This is a genomic window from Pseudomonas sp. B2021 (genome assembly GCF_018135665.1).
In the GTDB taxonomy this organism is placed as follows: Bacteria; Pseudomonadota; Gammaproteobacteria; order Pseudomonadales; family Pseudomonadaceae; genus Aquipseudomonas; species Aquipseudomonas lactis.
The window spans coordinates 4,260,700-4,281,674 of record NZ_SMOF01000001.1 but is presented as its reverse complement, the minus strand read 5'-3'; the positions used below and the strand labels follow the sequence as shown (position 1 = coordinate 4,281,674).

The 20,975-nt window shown below is 60.6% G+C and carries 19 protein-coding genes; 4 read left to right on the top strand and 15 right to left on the bottom strand.

All coding sequences use genetic code 11. From position 1 onward, the window contains the following. Positions 1 to 6: 6 nt before the first annotated feature. The 6 genes from E1K68_RS19170 to minC all read right to left on the bottom strand — a co-directional run bounded on the left by E1K68_RS19170 (position 7) and on the right by minC (position 4,703). Positions 7 to 183, bottom strand: coding sequence for a hypothetical protein (locus tag E1K68_RS19170; protein WP_164692207.1), 177 nt, complete (start codon positions 181 to 183; stop codon positions 7 to 9). Between the two features lie 190 nt (positions 184 to 373). Continuing rightward, entirely contained in the window at positions 374 to 1,663 is a 1,290-nt protein-coding gene (locus E1K68_RS19165; protein WP_003192841.1) for a M18 family aminopeptidase, read from the bottom strand. 195 nt (positions 1,664 to 1,858) lie between these two features. Continuing rightward, positions 1,859 to 2,494 carry an RluA family pseudouridine synthase gene (locus tag E1K68_RS19160; RefSeq protein ID WP_003192838.1) on the bottom strand — a complete coding sequence of 212 codons (636 nt, stop codon included), beginning with the start codon at positions 2,492 to 2,494 and terminating at the stop codon, positions 1,859 to 1,861. 201 nt (positions 2,495 to 2,695) lie between these two features. Next, positions 2,696 to 2,950 (bottom strand): cell division topological specificity factor MinE, encoded by a 255-nt coding sequence (gene minE, locus E1K68_RS19155; protein ID WP_003175252.1) that lies wholly within the window; start codon positions 2,948 to 2,950, stop codon positions 2,696 to 2,698. A gap of 3 nt (positions 2,951 to 2,953) precedes the next feature. Further along, complete coding sequence (gene minD / locus E1K68_RS19150) at positions 2,954 to 3,766, bottom strand: septum site-determining protein MinD (RefSeq protein WP_003192835.1); 813 nt, start codon at positions 3,764 to 3,766, stop codon at positions 2,954 to 2,956. A 199-nt stretch (positions 3,767 to 3,965) separates the two neighbouring features. Then, on the bottom strand, positions 3,966 to 4,703 hold the full coding sequence (gene minC, locus E1K68_RS19145) for a septum site-determining protein MinC (protein ID WP_003192832.1): 738 nt from the start codon (positions 4,701 to 4,703) through the stop codon (positions 3,966 to 3,968). A gap of 119 nt (positions 4,704 to 4,822) precedes the next feature. On the opposite strand from minC, the gene E1K68_RS19140 reads away from it, so the two are divergent. Together E1K68_RS19140 and E1K68_RS19135 are read left to right on the top strand one after the other, a co-directional pair. Then, a complete protein-coding gene (locus E1K68_RS19140; RefSeq protein WP_003192830.1) occupies positions 4,823 to 5,758 on the top strand; it encodes a lipid A biosynthesis lauroyl acyltransferase in 936 nt (311 codons plus the stop codon). Between the two features lie 30 nt (positions 5,759 to 5,788). Next, positions 5,789 to 6,937 carry a patatin-like phospholipase family protein gene (locus E1K68_RS19135; protein WP_212614553.1) on the top strand — a complete coding sequence of 383 codons (1,149 nt, stop codon included), beginning with the start codon at positions 5,789 to 5,791 and terminating at the stop codon, positions 6,935 to 6,937. Positions 6,938 to 7,045: 108 nt separating this feature from the next. Here E1K68_RS19135 and E1K68_RS19130 read toward each other — a convergent pair whose 3' ends face one another. From E1K68_RS19130 to puuE, 8 genes are all read right to left on the bottom strand, one after another. Then, positions 7,046 to 7,831 (bottom strand): outer membrane protein OmpK, encoded by a 786-nt coding sequence (locus tag E1K68_RS19130; protein ID WP_003192827.1) that lies wholly within the window; start codon positions 7,829 to 7,831, stop codon positions 7,046 to 7,048. Between the two features lie 23 nt (positions 7,832 to 7,854). Further along, complete coding sequence (locus tag E1K68_RS19125) at positions 7,855 to 8,223, bottom strand: hypothetical protein (RefSeq protein WP_156995572.1); 369 nt, start codon at positions 8,221 to 8,223, stop codon at positions 7,855 to 7,857. Between the two features lie 44 nt (positions 8,224 to 8,267). Next, complete coding sequence (locus E1K68_RS19120; protein WP_003192826.1) at positions 8,268 to 9,611, bottom strand: nucleobase:cation symporter-2 family protein; 1,344 nt, start codon at positions 9,609 to 9,611, stop codon at positions 8,268 to 8,270. A gap of 101 nt (positions 9,612 to 9,712) precedes the next feature. Beyond that, on the bottom strand, positions 9,713 to 10,996 hold the full coding sequence (locus E1K68_RS19115) for a urate hydroxylase PuuD (protein ID WP_003192825.1): 1,284 nt from the start codon (positions 10,994 to 10,996) through the stop codon (positions 9,713 to 9,715). A gap of 51 nt (positions 10,997 to 11,047) precedes the next feature. Continuing rightward, positions 11,048 to 11,551, bottom strand: coding sequence for an ureidoglycolate lyase (locus E1K68_RS19110; RefSeq protein ID WP_003192823.1), 504 nt, complete (start codon positions 11,549 to 11,551; stop codon positions 11,048 to 11,050). 135 nt (positions 11,552 to 11,686) lie between these two features. Further along, positions 11,687 to 12,682 carry an allantoicase gene (gene alc, locus E1K68_RS19105; protein WP_137204239.1) on the bottom strand — a complete coding sequence of 332 codons (996 nt, stop codon included), beginning with the start codon at positions 12,680 to 12,682 and terminating at the stop codon, positions 11,687 to 11,689. 41 nt (positions 12,683 to 12,723) lie between these two features. Beyond that, positions 12,724 to 13,239, bottom strand: coding sequence for a 2-oxo-4-hydroxy-4-carboxy-5-ureidoimidazoline decarboxylase (gene uraD / locus E1K68_RS19100; protein ID WP_003192819.1), 516 nt, complete (start codon positions 13,237 to 13,239; stop codon positions 12,724 to 12,726). After that, positions 13,236 to 14,162: an allantoinase PuuE gene (puuE, locus tag E1K68_RS19095; RefSeq protein ID WP_003192817.1), complete on the bottom strand. Its 927-nt coding sequence runs from the start codon at positions 14,160 to 14,162 to the stop codon at positions 13,236 to 13,238. The genes uraD and puuE overlap by 4 nt, the downstream gene beginning before the upstream one ends. A gap of 399 nt (positions 14,163 to 14,561) precedes the next feature. Between puuE and uraH the strand changes: the two genes are divergently transcribed. Both uraH and E1K68_RS19085 read left to right on the top strand, forming a co-directional pair. Continuing rightward, the gene (gene uraH, locus E1K68_RS19090; protein ID WP_169856005.1) at positions 14,562 to 14,945 is read left to right on the top strand and encodes a hydroxyisourate hydrolase; all 384 of its coding nucleotides are present in this window, start codon (positions 14,562 to 14,564) and stop codon (positions 14,943 to 14,945) included. Positions 14,946 to 15,100: 155 nt separating this feature from the next. After that, entirely contained in the window at positions 15,101 to 20,290 is a 5,190-nt protein-coding gene (locus tag E1K68_RS19085; protein ID WP_244858826.1) for a DUF6543 domain-containing protein, read from the top strand. On the opposite strand, the gene E1K68_RS19080 is transcribed toward E1K68_RS19085, so the two are convergent. Further along, complete coding sequence (locus E1K68_RS19080) at positions 20,274 to 20,912, bottom strand: LysE family translocator (RefSeq protein ID WP_003192811.1); 639 nt, start codon at positions 20,910 to 20,912, stop codon at positions 20,274 to 20,276. The two genes, E1K68_RS19085 and E1K68_RS19080, sit on opposite strands and share 17 nt — an antisense overlap. Positions 20,913 to 20,975 lie beyond the last annotated feature (63 nt).

The following is a 20,975-nucleotide window of genomic DNA, read 5'->3' as shown; positions in this document are numbered from 1 at the left end:
CATTTGTCACTGCGCCAGTTTGGCGAGGATCTTGTAGAGCACGGTGCCAAGGATCAACAGCATGCCGATCCACATGCCAAACACGCCCAGAGGCTTGTCACGAAAGTTGAAGCCGACCGCGAGCATGATCATGCCGATCACGATGGGGATCAGCATGGCGTGGAAGGAGGACATTGAGATCATGGCGGGGGCGGCCTTGTCGGACTGGAAGTTCTGACAAGTCTAGGCCGGATTGGCAGAAGTGCAGTTGATGTGAGTCAGATAGCCTTACATCTGTTTGGAAACCCATCGCGGGCAAGCCCGCTCCCACACTGAAATGCATTCACAGATCAAATGTGGGAGCGGGCTTGCCCGCAATGGGCGCGCCTCGGTCTCAGGGTAAATCGCGGCTGGCGTAGAACGCGCCCAGCACCTTGACCAGGTGCGCCAGGTCATGGCTGCCGCACAGCTCGCGGATCGAGTGCATGGCAAAGGTCGGCAAGCCGATGTCCACCGTGCGCACGCCCAAGTGGCTGGCAGTGATGGGGCCGATGGTCGAGCCACAGCCCATGTCGCTGCGCACCACGAAGCTCTGCACTGGCACTTCCTGGGCCATGCACAGGTGGCGGAAGAACCCGGCGGTTTCGCTGTTGGTGGCGTAGCGCTGGTTGCTGTTGACCTTGATCACCGGGCCGGCGTTGAGTTTCGGGCCGTGGTTGGCGTCGTGTTTCTCGGCGTAGTTGGGATGCACGCCGTGGGCGTTGTCTGCCGACACCAGCAGGGATTTCTGAATGGTGCGTACGAATTCTTCACCTTCGGGCAGCAGGCGACGCAGGGTCTGTTCCAGCATCGGGCCATCGGCGCCGCAGGCTGAGCAGGAACCGACTTCTTCGTGGTCGTTGCACACCAGCACGCAGGTTTCATCGGTGTCGCTGGTGAGCAAGGCCTGCAAACCGGCGTAGCACGACAGCAGGTTGTCCAGGCGCGCACCAGCGATAAAGTCGCCATTGAGGCCGATCACGGCGGCACTTTGGGTGTCGTAGAAACTCAGCTCGTAGTCGAGCACCACATCGGCATTCAACCCATGCTCGCGGGCCAACTGCTCGGTGAGCACGGCGCGAAAGTCCACGCGCTCGTCACCGGCAAACTGCGCGAGGATCGGCGGCAGCTCGGTCTGGGCATTGATCGCCCAGCCTTGGTTGGCTTCACGGTTGAGGTGAATGGCCAGGTTGGGAATGATGGCGATCGGCAGCTTGAAGTCGATCAGTTGGCTCTCGACCTTGCCATCGCGGCGGAAGGTGACACGCCCGGCCAGGGACAGGTCGCGGTCGAACCAGGGTGCCAGCAGCGCGCCGCCGTAGACTTCCACACCCAGTTGCCAGAAGCCCTGGCGTTGCAGCTCCGGCTGGGGCTTGACCCGCAGGCACGGGCTGTCGGTGTGGGCGCCGACCATGCGGATACCATCTTGCAGCGGCGATTGGCGGCCGAGCTTGAAGGCGATGATCGAGGAATCGTTGCGGGTCACGTAGTAGCGACCGTTGGCCTCGGTGGCCCAGGTGTCGCGCTCGTCGAGACGCTGGTAGCCGGCGGCTTCCAGGCGCTGGGCCAGGGCGGCAGTGGCATGAAAAGGAGTAGGGGAGGCCTTGAGGAAGTCGATCAGGCCTTGATTCAACGCTTCGCGCATAAATAGCTCCAGACAGCAGTGGCGAGAGTTTACCGTATTGGCCAGATATTTGGAGTGAGCGTGCAGGGTCGAGAACCACACCAAACCCTGTGGGAGCTGGCTTGCCTGCGATAGCGGTCTTTCTGTGCAAGATGTATTGGCTTGCACGCCGCTATCGCAGGCAAGCCAGCTCCCACATTTGACCGCATCCGCCCTTCAAAAAGGCGCTGGGCACTCGAAGCGCAGGCGCTCGCCGCTTTGCGGATGGGTGAAGCTGAGCATGCTTGCATGCAGGCACAGGCGTGGCCAGGCGGCCAAGGCTTGTTCATGGGCGTACAAGCCATCACCCAGCAACGGATGCCCGATGGACAACATATGCACGCGCAGCTGATGCGAACGCCCGGTGATCGGTGTCAACTCCACGCGGCACCAGTCGCCGCAACGCTCCAGCACTTTCCAGAAGGTCAGCGCATGTTTGCCGAACTCATGGTCCACCACATGGCGGGGCTTGGTCGGCGGGTCGTAGCGCAGGGGCAGGTCGATACTGCCGCTGTCCAGTGCCGGTTGGCCCCAGGCCAGGGCGGTGTAGGCCTTTTCTGTTTCGCGGTCGTGAAACTGGCGGGACAGTTCGCGGTGGGTATCCGCGTCCCGGGCCAGCAGGATGATCCCCGAAGTTTCCCAGTCCAGGCGATGGACGATGCGGGCTTCGGGGTAGCCGTTTTCCTGCAGGCGGGTGATCAGGCAGTCCTTGTTGTCGTCGGCGCGGCCAGGCACCGAGAGCAGCAGGGTGGGCTTGTTCACCACCAGGACAGCGTCGTCCTGATGCAGGATATGGATATTGGACAGCGGCATTAAACAGCCTCGTAACAAACACCAACGGCGGCTCCACTGACCGCCCCCTCACCCTGTAGGAGCGAGCTTGCTCGCGAAGAACTTATCGGCACTGCGTTCATTGAGGTTAAACGCGGTGTTCTCAGGTTTTTCGCGAGCAAGCTCGCTCCTACAGCAGTACAGGGCCAGGTAGCAGAGCCGCCGTGGCGACCGCCCGTTCGATCAACGATCGGGCAGGGTGATATTGAGTTCCAGAATCGAGCAGCTGCCGTCATTTTCCAGGGCGACATGCACGTCATCGTTGCCGATATTGACGTACTTGCGGATCACCTCGACCAGTTCCTTCTGCAAGGCTGGCAGGTAGTCCGGGGTGCTGCGTTGGCCGCGTTCGTGCGCCACGATGATCTGTAGACGCTCTTTCGCGACCGATGCGGTACTGGGTTTTTTGTTGGCGCGAAAGAAGTCGAGAAATTTCATTGTTTAGTTGCCTCCAAAGATACGCTCGAAGAATCCCTTCTTCTTGACATCGAGGAAGCGGTGTTCCACGGTCTTGCCCAGCAAGCGATCCACGGCATCGCTGTACGCCTGGCCGGCGTCGCTCTGGTCGTCGAGAATCACCGGTACGCCCTGGTTGGATGCTTTCAGCACGGCCTGGGATTCCGGGATCACGCCCAGCAGGGTCACGGCGAGAATTTCCTTCACGTCTTCAACACCGAGCATTTCGCCGTTGTTGACGCGCTCCGGGTTATAGCGGGTGAGCAGCAGGTGTTCCTTGATCGGGTCCTGGCCTTCTTCGGCGCGCTTGGACTTGCTGGCCAACAGGCCGAGCATGCGGTCCGAGTCACGTACCGAGGACACTTCCGGGTTGGTCACCACGATGGCTTCGTCGGCGAAGTACATCGCCAGGTGAGCACCGGTTTCGATACCGGCCGGCGAATCGCATACTACGTATTCGAAGGTTTCCTTGAGCTCGGCGAGGACTTTGCCCACGCCTTCTTTGGTCAGCGCGTCTTTGTCGCGGGTCTGGCTGGCGGCCAGCACGTACAGGTTCTCAAGGCGCTTGTCCTTGATCAGGGCCTGTTGCAGGTTGGCTTCGCCGTTCACCACGTTGACGAAGTCATACACCACGCGACGCTCGCAGCCCATGATCAGGTCAAGGTTACGCAGGCCGACGTCGAAGTCGACGATGACTGTCTTGTGGCCGCGCAGAGCGAGGCCGGTACCGATAGCGGCGCTGGTGGTGGTCTTACCCACACCACCCTTGCCGGATGTAACCACGAGAATCTTGGCCAAGGTGTTTCACCCCTAAGGAAAAAGGACTTTCGGTCCCTGAAAAACATCTCTTGAAACTCGCCGCAGGCGGACAGCCTTTGCAGGAAAAAGCCGAGGTTTCCATGGGGAAACACCAACTTCCAAAAAGTCCTACACAAGTCTTGCCGGTTTCGCTTTGCTATCAGAGTCTAGAGATGCTTGGAAAATGCGGCAGTATCCGTTAAAGACGGATGATGTTCAACACATCGCCCGACAGGTTGACCTGTACCGAAGCGCCCCACAGTGGATCGCGGCGCAAATCTTCGGAAACCTTGTACTGACCCGCGATGGAAACCAGCTCAGCGGTCAACTGCTGGCAAAAAATACGCGCCTTGGTATCACCCTTGATGCCGGCCAGGGCGCGTCCGCGCATCGGGCCGTATACATGGATGTTGCCATCGGCAAGAAGTTCCGCCCCCGGGCTGACCGAGGAGACCACCACAAGGTCGCCACCCTGGGCGTAAATCTGCTGCCCGCCGCGTACCGGCGAGGTGATGATCTTTGTAGGCCTGATCGCAGGCTCGGGTGGTTTTTCCGGTTTTTTCTTTTCTTCGCCGACCAATGGCTCCAGCGCACGCTCGCGGGCGCCGGACGGCGGCAGTACTGGCAGTTCAATGGCGATGGCGGCGGCGATGTCTTCGATGCGGCTGGCGCGAATCGCCAGTGTGCGCAGGCCGTGGGAACGGCATACGCGCATCAGGCCGGGCAAATCAATCACGCCCTGGCCAGCCGGCAGCTTGTCCAGCGCCAGCACCAGCGGGGCGTTGTTGAAGAAGTTCGGCGCCAGGGCGACCTTGGCGGCCAGTTGGCGGTCCAGGGCGTCGAGGTCATTGCGGGCCAGTTCCAGCACGGTAATGGCGAGCATGCTGCCTTTTAGCTGGAACACGGGATCTTGGTCTAGCGGTTCGGTTTGGCTCATGGTCGGCGAAAGCGGCTTGTCACGAAAAGTGTCGAGACTTATAACGAGAACACTCACCCGCCGCAAGCCGAGTCGAACCGTTGTAGAATGCGCGGCCCTTGTCTTTACCGGAATCTGTAATGGATCGCCCGCGTTTTCGAGCTGTATTTCTTCACCCGCGTTTTTGGCTGCTATGGCTGGGGCTCGGCCTGCTGTGGCTGGTCACTCAATTGCCGTATCGGGCCCTGTTGACCATTGGTCGCCTGCTGGGCGCGGGCATGTACCGTGTGGCCGGTGATCGTCGCCGTATCGCGGCACGCAACCTTGAGCTGTGCTTCCCGGAAAAATCCGCCAAGGAACGCAAACGCCTGCTCAAGGAAAATTTCGCTTCCACCGGCATCGCCTTCTTTGAAATGGCCATGAGCTGGTGGTGGCCCAAGCCGCGCCTGGCGCGCCTGGCCCATGTCGAAGGGCTGGAGCACCTCACGCAGGCGCAGTTGGAAGGCAAGGGCGTGATTCTCATGGCGCTGCACTTCACCACCCTGGAAATCGGCGCGGCGCTGCTGGGGCAAAAGCACACCATTGACGGCATGTACCGCGAACACGGCAACCCGCTGTTCGACTTTATCCAGCGCCGTGGCCGCGAACGCCATAACCTCGACTCCCTGGCCGTGGAGCGTGACGACGTGCGCGGCATGCTCAAGCTGCTGCGCGCCGGCCGGGCCATCTGGTACGCGCCAGACCAGGACTACGGCGCCAAGCAAAGTATCTTCGTGCCGCTGTTCGGCATCCAGGCCGCCACCGTCACCGCCACCAGCAAGTTCGCCCGCCTGGGCAAGGCGCTGGTGGTGCCGTTTACCCAGGAGCGCCTGGCTGACGGCAGCGGTTACCGCCTGGTAATCCATGCGCCGCTGACCGACTTCCCGGGTGAAACCGACGAGGTCGACTGCCTGCGCATCAACCAGTGGGTCGAAGCCTCGGTGCGCGAATGCCCCGAGCAATACCTGTGGACGCACCGCCGGTTCAAGAGCCGGCCACCGGGTGAGCCCAAGTTGTACGAAAAGCGCCGTCGATAACCCCAACCCCTTCTCACATGGAGTGACGCAATGCGCCCAGCGGAACCGGTCACAGGTTTGATTCTTTCCGGCGGCGGGGCGCGCGCGGCGTATCAGGTGGGGGTGTTGGCGGCGATTGCCGAGTTGCTGCCTGCGGGGGCAGCGAATCCTTTTCCGGTGATCGTCGGCACCTCCGCTGGTGCGATCAATGCGGTGAGCCTGGCCAGTGGCGCCAGCGATTTTTCCGCGGCCATCCAACGGCTGACGTCCTTCTGGCAGGGCTTTCGCAGCCACCAGGTGCTGCGCAGTGACTGGCCGGGGGTGATGCGCCAGGCCAGTCGTTTCCTGATCCATAGCCTTTTGGGCCTGGGCAGCCAGGTGCCGGTGGCATTGCTCAACAGCTCGCCACTGCGCGACTTGTTGCAAGAGCGCTTGAACCTTGGCGGCATCGACGAGGCGATCCGTCGCCAGCATTTGCAGGCGGTGGCGGTGACCGCGTTTGGTTATGAGTCCGGGCAAGCGGTGACCTTCTATCAGGGCGGCGGCACCATTGATGCCTGGCTGCGCCATCGGCGTATCGGTGTGCCCACCCAATTGACCGTAGAGCACCTGCTGGCCAGTTCGGCGATCCCGCTGCTGTTTGCCCCGGTCAAACTCGGCCAGGAGTACTTCGGCGATGGCGCGGTGCGCCAGTCCGCCCCCATCAGCCCGGCCTTGCACCTGGGCGCCAGTCGCGTGTTGGTGGTGGGGGTGAGTGGCAACCCTCGGGGCAATGAACCTTCGGTGCAACGCACTTACACCGGCCAGCAACCGACCCTGGCGCAAATTGGCGGGCACATGCTCAACAGCACGTTCATTGACAGCCTGGAAAGCGATATCGAGCTGCTGGAGCGCTTGAACCAGTTCAGCCGCGTCGTGCCTGTGGATGCGGCGGTCCAGGGCCTGGCGCCAGTGGAGGTGCTGGTGATTGCCCCCAGCCAGCCCATCGATGAAATCGCCGCGCGACATCGCCAGGAATTGCCGGCGGCACTGCGTGTGTTTTTGCGGGGGCCTGGGGCGACCAAGACCAGCGGCGCGGGGGTGTTGAGTTATCTGTTGTTCGAGGCGGGGTATTGCAGCGAGTTGATCGAACTGGGGCGCAAGGATGCCTTGGCCAAGCGCGAAGAAATCACCCGTTTCCTCGGCCTGACGCCGAACTGAATGTGGGAGCTGGCTTGCCTGCGATAGCGGTATGCCAGCCAACACTGCTGGCACAGACACACCGCGATCGCAGGCAAGCCAGCTCCCACAAGGAACCGCGATCAACCTTTAGAAGTGGTACTTGACCAGGAAGCTTGCCGTGTCCTGAGTCGTCTTGAAAGCGCCGCTGTCTTCAATCCCGTATTTGTTCTTCCAATAGTCGTATTCAAAACCCACATACAACTGCTTGTCGCCCCAATGCAAGGCTTTGCCCAAGTCGTATTTGACCTGTGGGTTGAAGTGCAGGTTGGCGTGGTAAGTGCCGCGGGCGTTCTTGTCGTTATCCACCACCCAGTCCATGAAGCCGTCGATCAGCACGTCAGAATTACCCACGGGAATGGTGTACGACCACACCGGGGTGATCTGCCACACGCCGTCACCCGGGCGATTGCCTTCGGTCTGGCGCTGGTAGAAGTTCAGCTGGAAGTAGTCGAAACCGGGAATGTTCAAATCGAATGCCGGGCCCAGCAAGTAGGACTCGTTATCGCCCTCGCCGAACTCGTAGGTGAAGGCCAGCAGCACGTCCTTGATTGGGCCGAACGACAGGTCCTTGTCCAGGATCTTGCCGAACGACAAACGCGGGCTGAACTCGCCGTAGTAAGTATTCGGGCCGACATTGCCGTCTTCCTTGCCGTTGTAAAAGATACGGTCTAGGAAGAAGAAGTTATCGCCATACTTCCACGCGTCGGCATGTTCGAAGGTGACGGTTTGCTGGATCTGCGGGTTGACGGTAAAGCTCTTGCCCCACAGGTAAGTCAGGCTGTTGTTTTGCCACTGCAACAAGTCACCGGCTACGGCTTGGCCACCGGCCAACAGTGATCCTGCCAGCATCAGGCCTTTGAACATAGGTTTCATTCGGTTGCTCCCGAGTTAAAATTTTATGGTTTTTCTTCTACGCAGGCGCTCTGGTGTGGCGCCTTTTGGTTCGCTGCAAAAATCGTCTGTTCGGTCAGCTTTGATGCTTTTAGCAAGAGCTGCGCCAAGGTGTTCAAAAAGCCAAAAAATCCCCGTCGGCTGCAGCGGATGCAGTCGAATTCAGGGGGCTTTTGTGCACTTTGGCAGCAAACATCAGGCCGGGATAAGTTGGCCTTGAGGTCAGCTTTTACATTCGCTGTTTTTTTTTGAGTCGATTCGAGCGGGCGCGGAGAATACTGGCTCCCAGGCCTGGGCTCAAGTGCGCTGTAACAGAGCGCGAGGGGCAAGAATGGGGCGCGGCGTGTGGCCGGCCCCATGTCAAGGTTGTGCATGTGGGTGTTCCCTGTTTGTTGTTATTTTTGTACTAACAAAGGAATCAATGCGTATGTGCGACTTCGGGGCGCTCAGCGCCGCCGAGAATGTTGAACAGGATGTTCAGCGACAGCGCACTGAGGGTGGCCATGGCGATGCCGCTGTGGGTAATCGGGCTCATCCACAACGGCAGCTGTGCGAAGAACTCCGGGCGTACCACGGGGATCAGGCCCATGCCGATACTCACTGCCACCAGCAACTGGTTACGGCGGTCGGCGATGTCGGCTTCCTGCAGAATCTTGATCCCGGTTGCCGCCACCATGCCGAACATCGCAATCGCCGCGCCGCCGAGTACCGCAGGTGGAATCGACGCCACCAGATAGGCCGCCTTGGGCAGCAGGCTGAGCACGATCAAGAACGCGCCGGCCATGAGCGTGACCGAGCGGCAGCGCACGCCGGTCATCTGCACCAGGCCGATATTCTGGGCGAAGGAGGAGTGGGTAAAGGTGTTGAAGAAGCCGGCAAAGAACGACGCGCCGGCATCACACAACAGGCCGCGTCGCAGCATCTTCGGCGTGACCTCCTGGCCGGTGATCTTGCCCAGGGCGAGGAACATGCCGGTGGACTCGACAAAAATGATCACCACCACCAGGCACATCGACAGGATTGGCGCCAACTCGAACTTGGGCATGCCAAAGTGCAACGGCGTTACCACCTGCACCCATGGCGCCTGGGCCAGGCCACTGAGGTCGACCATGCCGATCACGCCACACAGCGCGTAACCCAGGCCCATGCCGATCAGCACCGAGATGTTCACCCAGAAGCCGCGCATGAAGCGGTTGATCAGCAAGATAGTGCCCAGCACCAGGGCGGCAATCGCCAGGTAGACCGGCGAGCCAAACGTGGCGGCGGCGCTACCTCCGCCGGCCCAGTTCACCGCCACGGGAAACAGCGAAAGGCCGATGGCAGTGATCACCGTACCGGTCACCAGCGGTGGGAAAAAGCGCACCACCTTGGACATGAACGGCGCGATCAGCATGCCGAAGAACCCGGCGGCGATGGTCGCGCCAAAGATGCCCTGCAAACCGATACCGGGCATGCCGGCCATGGCGACCATGCTGCCCACGGCGGCAAAACTGGCGCCCATCATCACCGGCATGCGGATCCCCATCGGGCCGATGCCGAACGACTGCACCATGGTGGCAATACCGGCTACGAGTAGGTCGGCGTTGATCAGAAAGGCGATTTCTTCACGGCTCAAGCCGGCGGCTTGGCCAATGATCAGGGGCACGGCGACGGCACCGCCGTACATCAGCAAGACGTGTTGCAGGCCTACCAGAATCAATTGCAAGAGGGGCAGCCGCACCATGGCGGGCGCGGCAGGAGTCTGCGTTTCTAACTGGGACATGCAACACCTCGAATCTTTTTATTTTTGTGTTGTTTGGCATTCAATTGCCGGATGAAACTCAATCTTCAAGCCAGCTCCCACATGGGAACGGTGTGAAACAGTCAGTTGGTACGGGCCCCTTGGTTGATCCAGGTGCCGATCAAATCCCGCTCCTGCTGGGTCATCTGGGTAATGTTGCCCAGCGGCATGATCTGGCTGGCCACGGCCTGCGCTTGAATGCGCGCGGCCTGTTGCTGGATCTGTGCCGGTGTGTCGAACATCACCCCAGCCGGAGCGGTGCTGAACAGCGGGCTGGTGGGCTTGGCCGAGTGGCACACGGTGCAGCGTTGCTCGATCACGTGGTGCACCTGGCCGAAGTCCGTGGTGGCCTGGGCCGGTGCCGGTTCAGCGGCGGGTGCGGCAGGCGCGGCGGGTTTCAAGCCACCGCCCAATGCAGTTTCCGGCAGGGGTTGGTACTCGATGGCAGCCGGTGCCTTGGCAATCGGTTCAGCCGGTTTGGGCCCGGTCACGTAGGCCAGGCTGATCATCGCCAAGGCGCCCACGGGCAAGGTCCACGCATACTTCTGGCTGTCATGCCGGGTGTTGAAGTAATGGCGCACCAACACCGCCGCCACCGCGATCCCGGCCAGGATCAGCCAGTTGTATTGGCTGCCATAGGTGCTCGGGAAGTGGTTGCTGATCATGATGAACAGCACTGGCAAGGTGAAGTAGTTGTTGTGGCGTGAGCGCAACAGGCCCTTGGCCGGCAGCGCCGGGTCGGGTGTGCGGTTCTCGGCGATGGCCGCCACCAGCGCGCGTTGGGCCGGCATGATGATGCGGAACACGTTCCCCACCATGATCGTGCCGATCACCGCACCCACGTGCAGGTAGGCACCCCGGCCGCTGAATACCTTGCTGAAGCCGTAAGCCGCCGCAATCAACAGCACGAACAGGATCAAGCCGAGCAGGGCAGGGCGTTTGCCCAGGGCCGAGTCGCACAGAAAGGAGTAGATGAACCAGCCGGCGAACAGTGAGCCGATGCCCAGCAACACGCCTTCGGTGCCGCTGAGGCTGCTGCCGGGGGCGAGCAGGTACAGCGTGGGGTTGAGGTAGAACACCACGCACAGCAGCGCGACGCCCGACATCCAGGTGAAATAGGCTTCCCATTTGAACCAGTGCAGGTTGTCCGGCATGGTCGGCGGGGCCAGTTTGTATTTTTCCAGGTGGTAGATACCGCCACCGTGGATCGCCCACAAGTCACCGGCCAGGCCGTTCTTGGGGTTGACGCGATTAAGGTTGTTTTCCAGCCAGACGAAGTAGAAAGAAGCGCCGATCCAGGCGACGCCAGTGATCATGTGAACCCAGCGCACGCTCAGGTTCAGCCATTCCAACAGATGTGCTTCCACAGTCTTTACCTCTCGCCTGTCACCCTTGTTGTCGGGTGATCAGACCTTCTCTTATTGGTGGGGGGCGAGGATCAACCGCTCATCCTCTTTGAAAAAATGCTCATCGCAGTTATTGCCTGTGCCACTGCGATCAACCACCAGGAAGTCATCCCGCTTTTCGATCGTCAGCACCGGGTGGTGCCAGACGCCGCGATGGTAATTAATGCCCTGCCTGCCGTTGGTGACGAAGGCGCGGACCAAGCCTGATACAGGTTCATCGCCAAGTGGCGCGACCACGATCAGAAAGGGGTTGCCGAGCAGCGGAATGAAAGCCTGGCTGCCCAGCGGGTGTCTCTCCAGCATGCACACAGTCAGCGGCATGTCCTGCGCGTCGGCGCGGAAGATGCTGATGATGGCGTGGTCTTCCGGCTTCGCGGTTTCGACCGTGGCCAGTTTGTGAAAGCGCATGGTCGACCCGTTGTTGATCATGAAGTGATCGCTGCCGTCGGTTTCGATAACGTCTCCGAAGGGGGCGAAGGCTTCTTTGGTCAAAGGTTCGATCATCAGTGTGCGCATGGCTGTCTTCTTGTCTTGTCTATAGATCGTTCCCACGCTCTGCGTGGGAACGCTGCCCTGGACGCTCTGCGTCCGCTGTGTGACGCGAAGCGTCACGGGGTGCATCCCCACGCAGAGCGTGGGGACGATCGGGTGTTATTTGGCGACTTTGCCCAGGACGCGCAGGCGACTCACCCCACCATCCGGGAACACGTTCAAGCGGATGTGGGTAATCGGCCCCAGCGCTTTGATCTGCTCGGCGAAGGTGTGTTCGGCGTGCATTTCCAGCTTCTGCGCCGGCAGCAATTCGCGCCAGAACAGCGATTGGGTTTCGATCTGGCTGTCGGTGCCGCCTTTCACGAAGGCGCCCTGGATCGAGCAAGTGTCCGGGTAGTTGCCCTTGAAGTGCAGGGTGTCGACCACGATTTTCTCGATCTCGCCCGGGTGGCCCAGGGCGACAATCACCCAGTCATTGCCTGGCGTACGACGACGCGCGGTTTCCCAACCGTCGCCCATGTTGATGCCACGGCCTGGGTTGAGGATGTTGCTCATGCGGCCGAAGTGTTCATCGGAGCAGGCCAGGGCACGGCCGCCATTGAGCGCGGCAGCCAGGTCGACCTGTTCGTTGTCGCCCACCGAGGACCAGTCGCGGAACGGCACACCGTACACACGCAGACGGGCTACGCCGCCATCCGGGTAGATGTTAAAGCGCAGGTGGCTGAACGCCTGGTCGTTGTTGATCTCGTGGTAGTGGTGGCTGTTGCCTTGCAGCTCGACGGCTGACAGCACTTCCACCCACTGGGTATTGGCATCCGGCTCACCCGAGGCCAGGAAGCAGGCTTCCAGGGAGGCCGACGGCGGGAAGTTGCCGGTGAAGAATGAAGTGTCGATGTCCACGCCTTTGATCGAACCCGGCACGCCCAGGCGGATCACCGCGCTGTCGTAGCCTTCGAAGCGCTTGCGGCGTGACTCCCAGCCGTCCATCCACTTGCCGTTGTCATCGAAAACGCCCTCCTTCCACACGGCCGGGGTCGGCTGGAACAGGCGGTTGGCGTCAGCGAACCAGTCATCGGTCACCGAGAGGATCTTGGTGCCCAGGCGGGCGTCGGCCAGGTTGACGAACTTCTCGAAAGGTACGGCGTAAGCTTTCATTCTTCTTGTCTGCCTTAGATAGAGTGGCTGGGGATGGACTGCTAGAGGGTCAGTAAGCGGAACAACGCGATCTTGTTGATCTCGTCCAGCGCGCACTTGAACTCAGCGTCTGCAGAGTTGTGGATGCGCGTTTCGAACGCGGCGAGGATCTGATGCCGGTTGCTGCCTTTTACCGCCATGATGAAGGGAAACTTGAACTTGGCTTTGTAGGCCTCATTCAGCTCGGTGAAGCGAGAAAACTCTTCGGCCGTGCATTGGTGAATACCCGCGCCTGCTTGTTCATCGGTGCTGGCTTGGGTCAGTTGGCCCTGGACGGCGGCTTTGCCTGCCAGGTCCGGGTGAGCATTGATCAGCGCCAGTTGCGAGGCGTGATCAGCACTCAACAGGATATCGCTCATGCGCTGGTGCAGGGTTTCGATCTGGTCGATCGACGTATCCTGGCCCAGGTCGAAGGCCTTTTCGGCCACCCATGGCGAGTGTTCGTAGATATCGGCGAAGGCTTGGACGAATGCGTCGCGGCTCAAGGTCGAGGGTTTAAGGGTTTGGAACGCAGTCATTTCGCCGCTCCCGTGCAGGGGTGGGTTTGGTGCCAGTGACGGGCGATGTCCACGCGGCGGGTGAACCACACCTGGTCATGGCCTTTGACGTATTCAATGAAGCGCTTGAGCGAGGCCAGGCGTGCCGGGCGGCCGATCAGGCGGCAATGCAGGCCGATCGAAAGCATCTTCGGCGCCTCGGCACCTTCGGCGTACAGCACGTCGAAGGCGTCCTTGAGGTACTCGAAAAAGTCATCGCCCTTGTTGAAACCCTGCACCTGGGTGAAGCGCATGTCGTTGGTGTCCAGGGTGTAGGGGATCACCAGGTGCGGCTTGCCGTTGGGGGTGTTGGGTTCCCAGTAGGGCAGGTCATCGTCGTAGGTGTCGCAGTCGTACAGGAAGCCACCTTCCTCCATCACCAAACGGCGGGTGTTGGGGCCGGTGCGGCCGGTGTACCAGCCCAGTGGGCGTTCACCGGTGAGTTCGGTGAGGATGCGGATGGCTTCGAGCATGTGCTCGCGCTCCTGGGTCTCGTCCATGTACTGGTAGTCGATCCAGCGGTAGCCGTGGCTGCAGATCTCATGGCCGGCCTCGACCATTGCGCGGATCACATCCGGGTGGCGCTGGGCGGCCATGGCCACGGCGAAGATGGTCAGCGGGATATCGAATTCTTTGAACAGCTTGAGGATGCGCCACACGCCGGCACGGCTGCCGTACTCGTACAGCGACTCCATGCTCATGTTGCGCTCGCCTTGCAGCGGCTGGGCCGAGACCATTTCCGAGAGGAAGGCTTCTGACTCTTTGTCACCGTGCAGAATGTTGCGCTCGCCGCCTTCTTCGTAGTTGAGTACGAACGACAGCGCAATGCGTGCCTTGCCCGGCCAGTGGGGGTGAGGAGGGTTACTGCCGTAACCGATCAGGTCGCGTGGGTAGTCAGCGCTCACTGCAGTCTTCCTTCTTGTTCGTGGTAGCAAATGTGTGGCGGCCGGGCAGTGGAATGACTGAGTGGCGTCACAGCGATGAGTGATTGTATACAACTTATCGCAAACTTTGTAAGCCTGCATTTCTGCATTTTTTCTGAACGGTCTGTCTGCAAGAAACTTGCCTAAGTGGTCAGGTTAAGATGAAAAAGCCCACTGTAGGAGCGAGCTTGCTCGCGAAAAACCTGAGGGCGCCACTTTTAATCCTGATAGTCCGCGTCATCGTTGACGTTTTTCGCGAGCAAGCTCGCTCCTACAGGGGGTTGGAAGGCTGTTGAATTTATTGTGTACAATTTTTTAGAAAAATGTCTTAATCAGCCATCGCCGGCTTTTTCACTGCCCTGAAAGAGTGCGGGTTTCTCTATGACTGACTTCGGGAGGCGCATAAAAGCCATGGGACGTTTGACCACACACGTTTTGGACGCCGCGCACGGCTGCCCCGGCAGCGCCATCAAGGTTGAGCTGTACCGCGTCGAAGGCGCGCAGCTGGAGCTGGTCGCTACCGCCACCACTAACAGCGATGGCCGTTGCGACGCACCGCTGCTGCAAGGCGAGGACTACCGCAGCGGCGTGTACCAACTGCAGTTCAGCGCCGGTGATTACTACCGGGCCCGTGGGGTGCAGTTGCCCGAGCCGGCTTTTCTGGACGTGGTGGTACTGCGCTTTGGCATCAGTGCCGAACAGGACCATTACCATGTGCCCCTGCTGATTTCGCCTTACAGCTACTCCACTTATCGCGGTAGCTGAGTCGTCACCTCGCTTCACACCCCCAAATGCTCTTCGTTGGTTTCGCCCGCGCACACTGCGGGCTTTTTTTTGCCTGGCGTTTGTTCAACTATCTAACGCCTGTTGCGTCAGTGGCGTGCCTAGGCTGGGTGTTTTCCTCAGGTTAAGAAAACATCATGGCCCCACCCATCGACACGACCGACCCCACTGCGCAAGCGTCCATACAGCAAATGCGCAGCCAACTGTCACGACGGATCAACAGCCACCCGCAGCCCAGCCGCCTGATCAACCAGCTCGGCCTTGCCGACCAACGATGCGCCAACACAACCAAAGCCCTGATGCATTTGACGGTACGCGCGCCCAAAGTCTTGAAGGTGATTCGCGCAGCACTGCGCAAAGCGTTCGACATCGACCCGGACAAACTACTGTTCACCCAAGCCATGCCGCCGCCAGCACTGCACAGGGTCGACACCCTGACGGAACGGACGCTGCTCTCGCTGGCGCTACCTGCCGTGCCAATCAACCTCAATCAGTTCACCACGCTGAGCGTCAAGGATGAACCGGCCCGTGTGTGGCCGTTGACGCCCTTGCAGGTGCTGCAGCAAGTACTCGCGATGAAGCTGTTCGAACGTCTGGCCCCCGCGTTCAGCCGCTACTGGGAAACACTGGTGGCCGGCTCCTGGCAGACGCGTCAGGAACACTGGTGCCAATTGCAGGCCGAGTTGTTCGCTGATCGGGCCTTTATCGCGGGGCAGTTGGGCGAGCTGTCGAGTGAGGCGTCAAGCCTGGTCCAGGCGCTGATCGATGCGCCGAGCCCCGAAGCTCGCCAGCGGGCCGGGGGCGACTGGGCCAGTGTGCGCGCCAGCCAATTGATGTGGCCCGGCTCACCCGCGGTAGCGATCCCCGGCGCCTTGCACATCTATCGTGCGGATGACCCCAGTGATGTGCCGCATGTGATCTACCTGCCGGGTGTAGCGCGCAATTTTTATGAGTATCCGAGCTTCTTCTTCCTGCAGTGCGGCCTGCTGAAACTGACCAGCCAGGCGTTGTTCGACGAGCTTTGGCAGTGCCTGCCGCTCAAGCGCCGCCATGAACTTTGCCGGCCCACGCACTACACCCCGGCGAGCAGTGTTGCCCGTGGTTCGGTACTGGACGGGGATGCGTTGGCGTTGAGCGCGCAAGCGCTGTTGGACGGCCAGTGGGAAAATGAATTGGCCTGTGCGTTGGCGATCAATCAGAGCCACCTATATTCCCAACGACGGCCGCCGCCTCAGCCGCTGACGGCTGCGCCTTTTCTGACGTTTATCGAACGTGCCAGAAAGCAATTGGTCGGTGAGGCGCGGCTGGGTGCATCAGGCAAGTCGTTGCTGGAATGGGATGCGCGGCGTCGGCGACGGGAAATCTGCTTTGCCAATCTTTTGTCCGGCCAACCCATGCTCGCGATGCATGCTCGGCTCAAACGCTACGAAAAGGGCTTGCTCGCGTTACTCGATGTGGCTGATCCCAGCGTCGATACCACGCAATTTCAGGAGGTTGTGGCCCTCGCGCGCGAGCTCCAGGAGCATGCGCAAACCATGGACTCACTGAGCAGCGGTGCGCAGAAACGGCTGTATGAGTATGGGTTCTGGATCGAACGTCCTACCCAGACCGAAAAGCGCGCCACCCTGTTTTTGCAGGCTCAAGGCGAGGCCTTGCGCTGCGAGGTCCAATTGCAGCACCGGCTCAAGCTGATACCCACGGCACATCGAGACCTGGTGATCAAGATAGTGGACCAGCACCAGGCCGCCAAGCGTGAATACGGTGACGCACGCGTCTTGTCGGTTTCGGTGGGCAGTGCGCCGGATGCGTTCTACCACGTGCATAACCTGATGGTGGTGACCACAGCGACGGCCGTTGAGAAGCCTGGCCGCTCGGTCCCGGTGGTGCTATGTGGGTTTGGACAATCGGGCGGGGTGCTGTCTTTTTCCAGTCTGCAAGCCCTGACTAAAAGCCTGTTGGCCAGTTTCAACAGCAGTGATGAGTCAGTGCTCTGGAGGTGCATCGAGCGAAAGGTACGGCAAGACCTACGCAAGCATGCCGCGCGAGGCACCTTGGCAGTGCGCTACGAGCTGATCGAAAAAGGGCCTCTGGAGTTTTCGTTCAAAAAACTGATGAAGCACTATGGGGCTTTGCACACAAGCTCGGCGGACGCGACGCAGCTTTTCGGTGAGGTTAAGAGCCCTGCGTTCAGCCGTGATCTACTGCTGATAGAACTGGGCGAACATCTGAAAGTACCGGCCAATGATCTGCTTGAGCAGAGCCAGGCCCATCTTGATGTACTGCGCAAAGCCACCGCCGATGCGAAAAAGCTGCCGGCATGGCTGGCGGGCGCGTCGAGCGCCCAGCGCAAGATCTTCAAGAAACTGCAGGGCCGACACTTGGCCAGCGTCCTCGCGGTTGAAAACCGGCTTGAGCAGCGTCTGGAAGACCTGGAGACCTTCGCCCGCACTGCCTTGATCGCCCGTTTAACAGAGGACGGTTTCTATCCGGGGCTGGATATCGAGCAGCCCTTACTGACTATGCCGGACGACGTCGCCAGCAGTTTCTGCGGTTATGAAAGCCGCTGCACACCGGGCGATCGCAAGGAAATTCAGACCCCCAGCCTTGAGCGCAGCACTTTCAGCCTGCTGCAACTGGCGCTCCATAACCTCGACCCGCAAGCGCCCTGGACGCGCAAGCGCTTGAACCACGCCACCTACCTGCAGCCGGACTGGCGCAGACGGCTGGATGCGGACTACCTGATCAAGACAATCTCCGCGCTGGATATCGGCGGTCAATACGCAGCAAAGATCGAGCGCACGTTTGAGCCTGCGGCCCAAGGGCTGAGCGAAGGCCGTATTCCGGAACTGATGCAGCGCATGTTGCGCGACTGTGCCAAGGTACGGCTGTATTCGGCCATCCGCCAGGGGCTGAGTGCACCCGCGCAAAGCCTGTTCAATACAGCGATGGCCGCGCGAACGCCAGAGGACTTGCTGAAGAATGGCCATCGACTGAGCCTGTCAGTGGTGCATCTGGTGGGGCACACGCTGCAGCATGATCGCTACATCGCCGGCATTGTGGTCATGCAGGATCAGGCCAATGGGCGCTGCGTAGTGTATTGGCCGAACGCTGCCACTGCCTTGGCCGTTACCGAATACGCCAGCGTGCAAGAGGCGCACGTGGCGCTCAATCGCATCGCGACCCAGGCCGAGCACGCCAAACAGCTGGCGCGGCAGGTCGCACCGGGCTGGGCATTCGAGGCCGTCACCCATGATGCCGAGCCCGACGCTACGCTGGACGAACTGCTGCGGGCCACGTTCTTTTCCGGTGTGTGGCGGGGCGTGAAGTTCATTCGCTCCTTTGCGGTCAAGCATCTGGAGCCGACGCCGGTGCCGCAGGACATTGAAAAGCAGTTCCAGGAGCAGGTCGATACTGACCCGCTGAACGCGCTGGCGATCGTGCCCACTGCCCACAGCGATGCCAACGCGTTGCTGTACAAGGCCTGGGTGCTTGATTTGCAGCGCCGAACCCAGGCGGCGTGCAATTCCAGCAAGGCATTGGACCGCTATCGAACCAAACGCCTGGAGGAGCAAAGTGATACGCGCATGCGCGCCTTGGTGGGTTTTTTCGTGCCGCCTTACGGCATGGTCAACGACTTCTACGAGTTGCTGCTGGCGGCGCGGCGGTACCACCGTTTTGGCCGTTCCTCGGATGCGGTTGATGTTGGCTTCATGAGCATTTTTCTGACGGTTGAACTGTTATTGGGTTTTATACCCGGCGCCAAAACCAGGGCGGGCGCCGTGGGAGGAATCACGCGGCGTTCGCTGGCCACCGGGTTGAGTCGAATCCGCCACCTGCACATGACGGCGCCCAGAACACTGGCCGCTGGGATATCACGGCCAATTACCCAGCTCAAAGCCCTGGAGCATTTTCGGCTAAAGGGCGTGCCTCAAGACGCTGTCGCGCTGAAGGGCGTGGGTGAAAAGGGTGTGTACGTCAAAAATGGCGAGGCCTTCCTGGCGGATGACACGCATCGTTATCCGGTGTACCGGCGCCAGAACGAACACTCATTACGCCTGAAAAACAAACAGGCAGGCGAAGAAGATGAGTTGCTCGTGCATATCTATCAGCCCGAAGAATGGTTATTGGGCGCGGACGCGCCAACTCCGGGGCCGAGTTCGGGAACCCATCGGCCGTGGCAACCTCCGAGGCCTGACGTGTCGGACTGGCAACCGCCGGTGCGTGTAGCGAGCGAAGACAGGATTCGCCAGTTCTCCACCACAGCCACGCATTGGTTGGATTGGCAGACTCAGCTTCATCCAGGCCAGCTATCGAGCTCGCCCGCTCCAGGGATATTTCATGTCGCAGCGGACCCTCAAGGCTATCCTCACCATGTGCTGCGTGTTGCGCCTGAACGTTCCAGCCTGACCGATCCGAGCAGCCGTTTTTACCGGTTGCTGCCCCCAGGTGAGGATGCCGGGCTTCACGGTATCGTGTTCATCACCAGGAATGAGCCGCTGGTGTCATTGGCCAGCGTTGACATCCTGCGTTGGACCAGCAACGACCTGCTCGAACAGCCGTTACCTGCATCCCGCACGGCAACGGGCGCCTGGCATTTGCATGCGCCGATTTTCGACCGGCCGTTGGAGCAGTCCGTGGCCATCGCCTTTCCCACCCTTACCAACAGGACCCGAGATCATGTGGTGAGCCGCTTGATCGAATTGTCGGGTCCGGCGCGCCCGGCAACTGCCACGCATCTGCTCAGAGTGCGTGCAACCCTGGACGAATGGTTGCCGCCGGCCCCCGTGCGGCCTGGCCGCACCGATGACTTATTGCGGATGTTGCGGCCTACCGACAGGGCACCCAACACGACCTTCATAAGCTTCCAGGGCGCTGCGCCGGGCTTGACCCGTATTGACTTCCTGCCACCTGTGAGGCCGCCACGCACCCTGCGTCGCGGTGGCAAGGCAGTCGCGAGCGAAAGAAATACCGCCCAATATGCAGCGGTCAGTACGTTGCTTGAGGAACAGGGCTTCACCCTCAGGCATGTCAATGTGCGGCGTTACGGGACGATCCGGCGGGAGACGCTGGCCACCCACCCCAACTCACCATCTCGGCTTTATTACGTGTCATACCTGTGGGCGGAAAGGCCGTCTTTGCGCCTTTTTTCGACGTTAAGCGACAATTGGCTTGTGACCGGGCTCAGGACCTATACCAACGTGGCGTTAGCTGACGAAGTCAGCAGTGCCATGCGTCAACAGCGCCTGGTACGGATCCTGGCGGGTATTCAGTGGCCGACCGGGAGCGATGTCTCGCCCACGGTTTACTTCATCAAACTGAACCCCTGACCTTCATCAGCGAGGCCAGGCCGGCGCAACCGAACAGGGCCGCACTGACGCGGTTGAACCAGCTCTGGCCGGCGCCGCTGCGCAAATACCGCGCTGCGCCATGGGCGCCGAGGCCGTAAGCCAGCTTGCACAGCAGGTCGAGCACCGTCCAGGTGGCGATCATGATCAGCAGTTGCGGTAAAAAGGCTTGCTGGGCGCTGAGAAATTGCGGCAGGAAGGCGGCGAAAAACAGAATGTCCTTGGGGTTACTGGCGCCCAGTACAAAGGCACGGCCAAACAAGGCGCGAAAGCGCGGCACGGCCGGGGTCTGCGGTACTTGTGCACCCTGGCTTGGCTGGCGCGACTGTTGCCAGCTTTGCCAGGCGAGGTAGAACAGGTACAGCGCGCCGACGATCTTCAATGCGCTGAACAATTGCTCAGAAGCCAGCAACAGCGCGCCAAGGCCCAGGGCCGAGGCGCTCAACAGGCAGATCGAGGCGAACACGCCGCCCAGAAACGCAGGGTAGGAGCGGCGCAGGCCGTAGTTGAGGCTGTTGCTGATCATCAACAGCGACAGCGGGCCAGGAATCAGGATCACCACCAGTGCAGCGCCACTGAACAGCAGCCAGGTTTCCAAGGTCATTTACAGTCCTCCCTTCATGCAAAAGCCCCACCCGAAGGTGAGGCGGTTTTTCAGCCGTTCCCG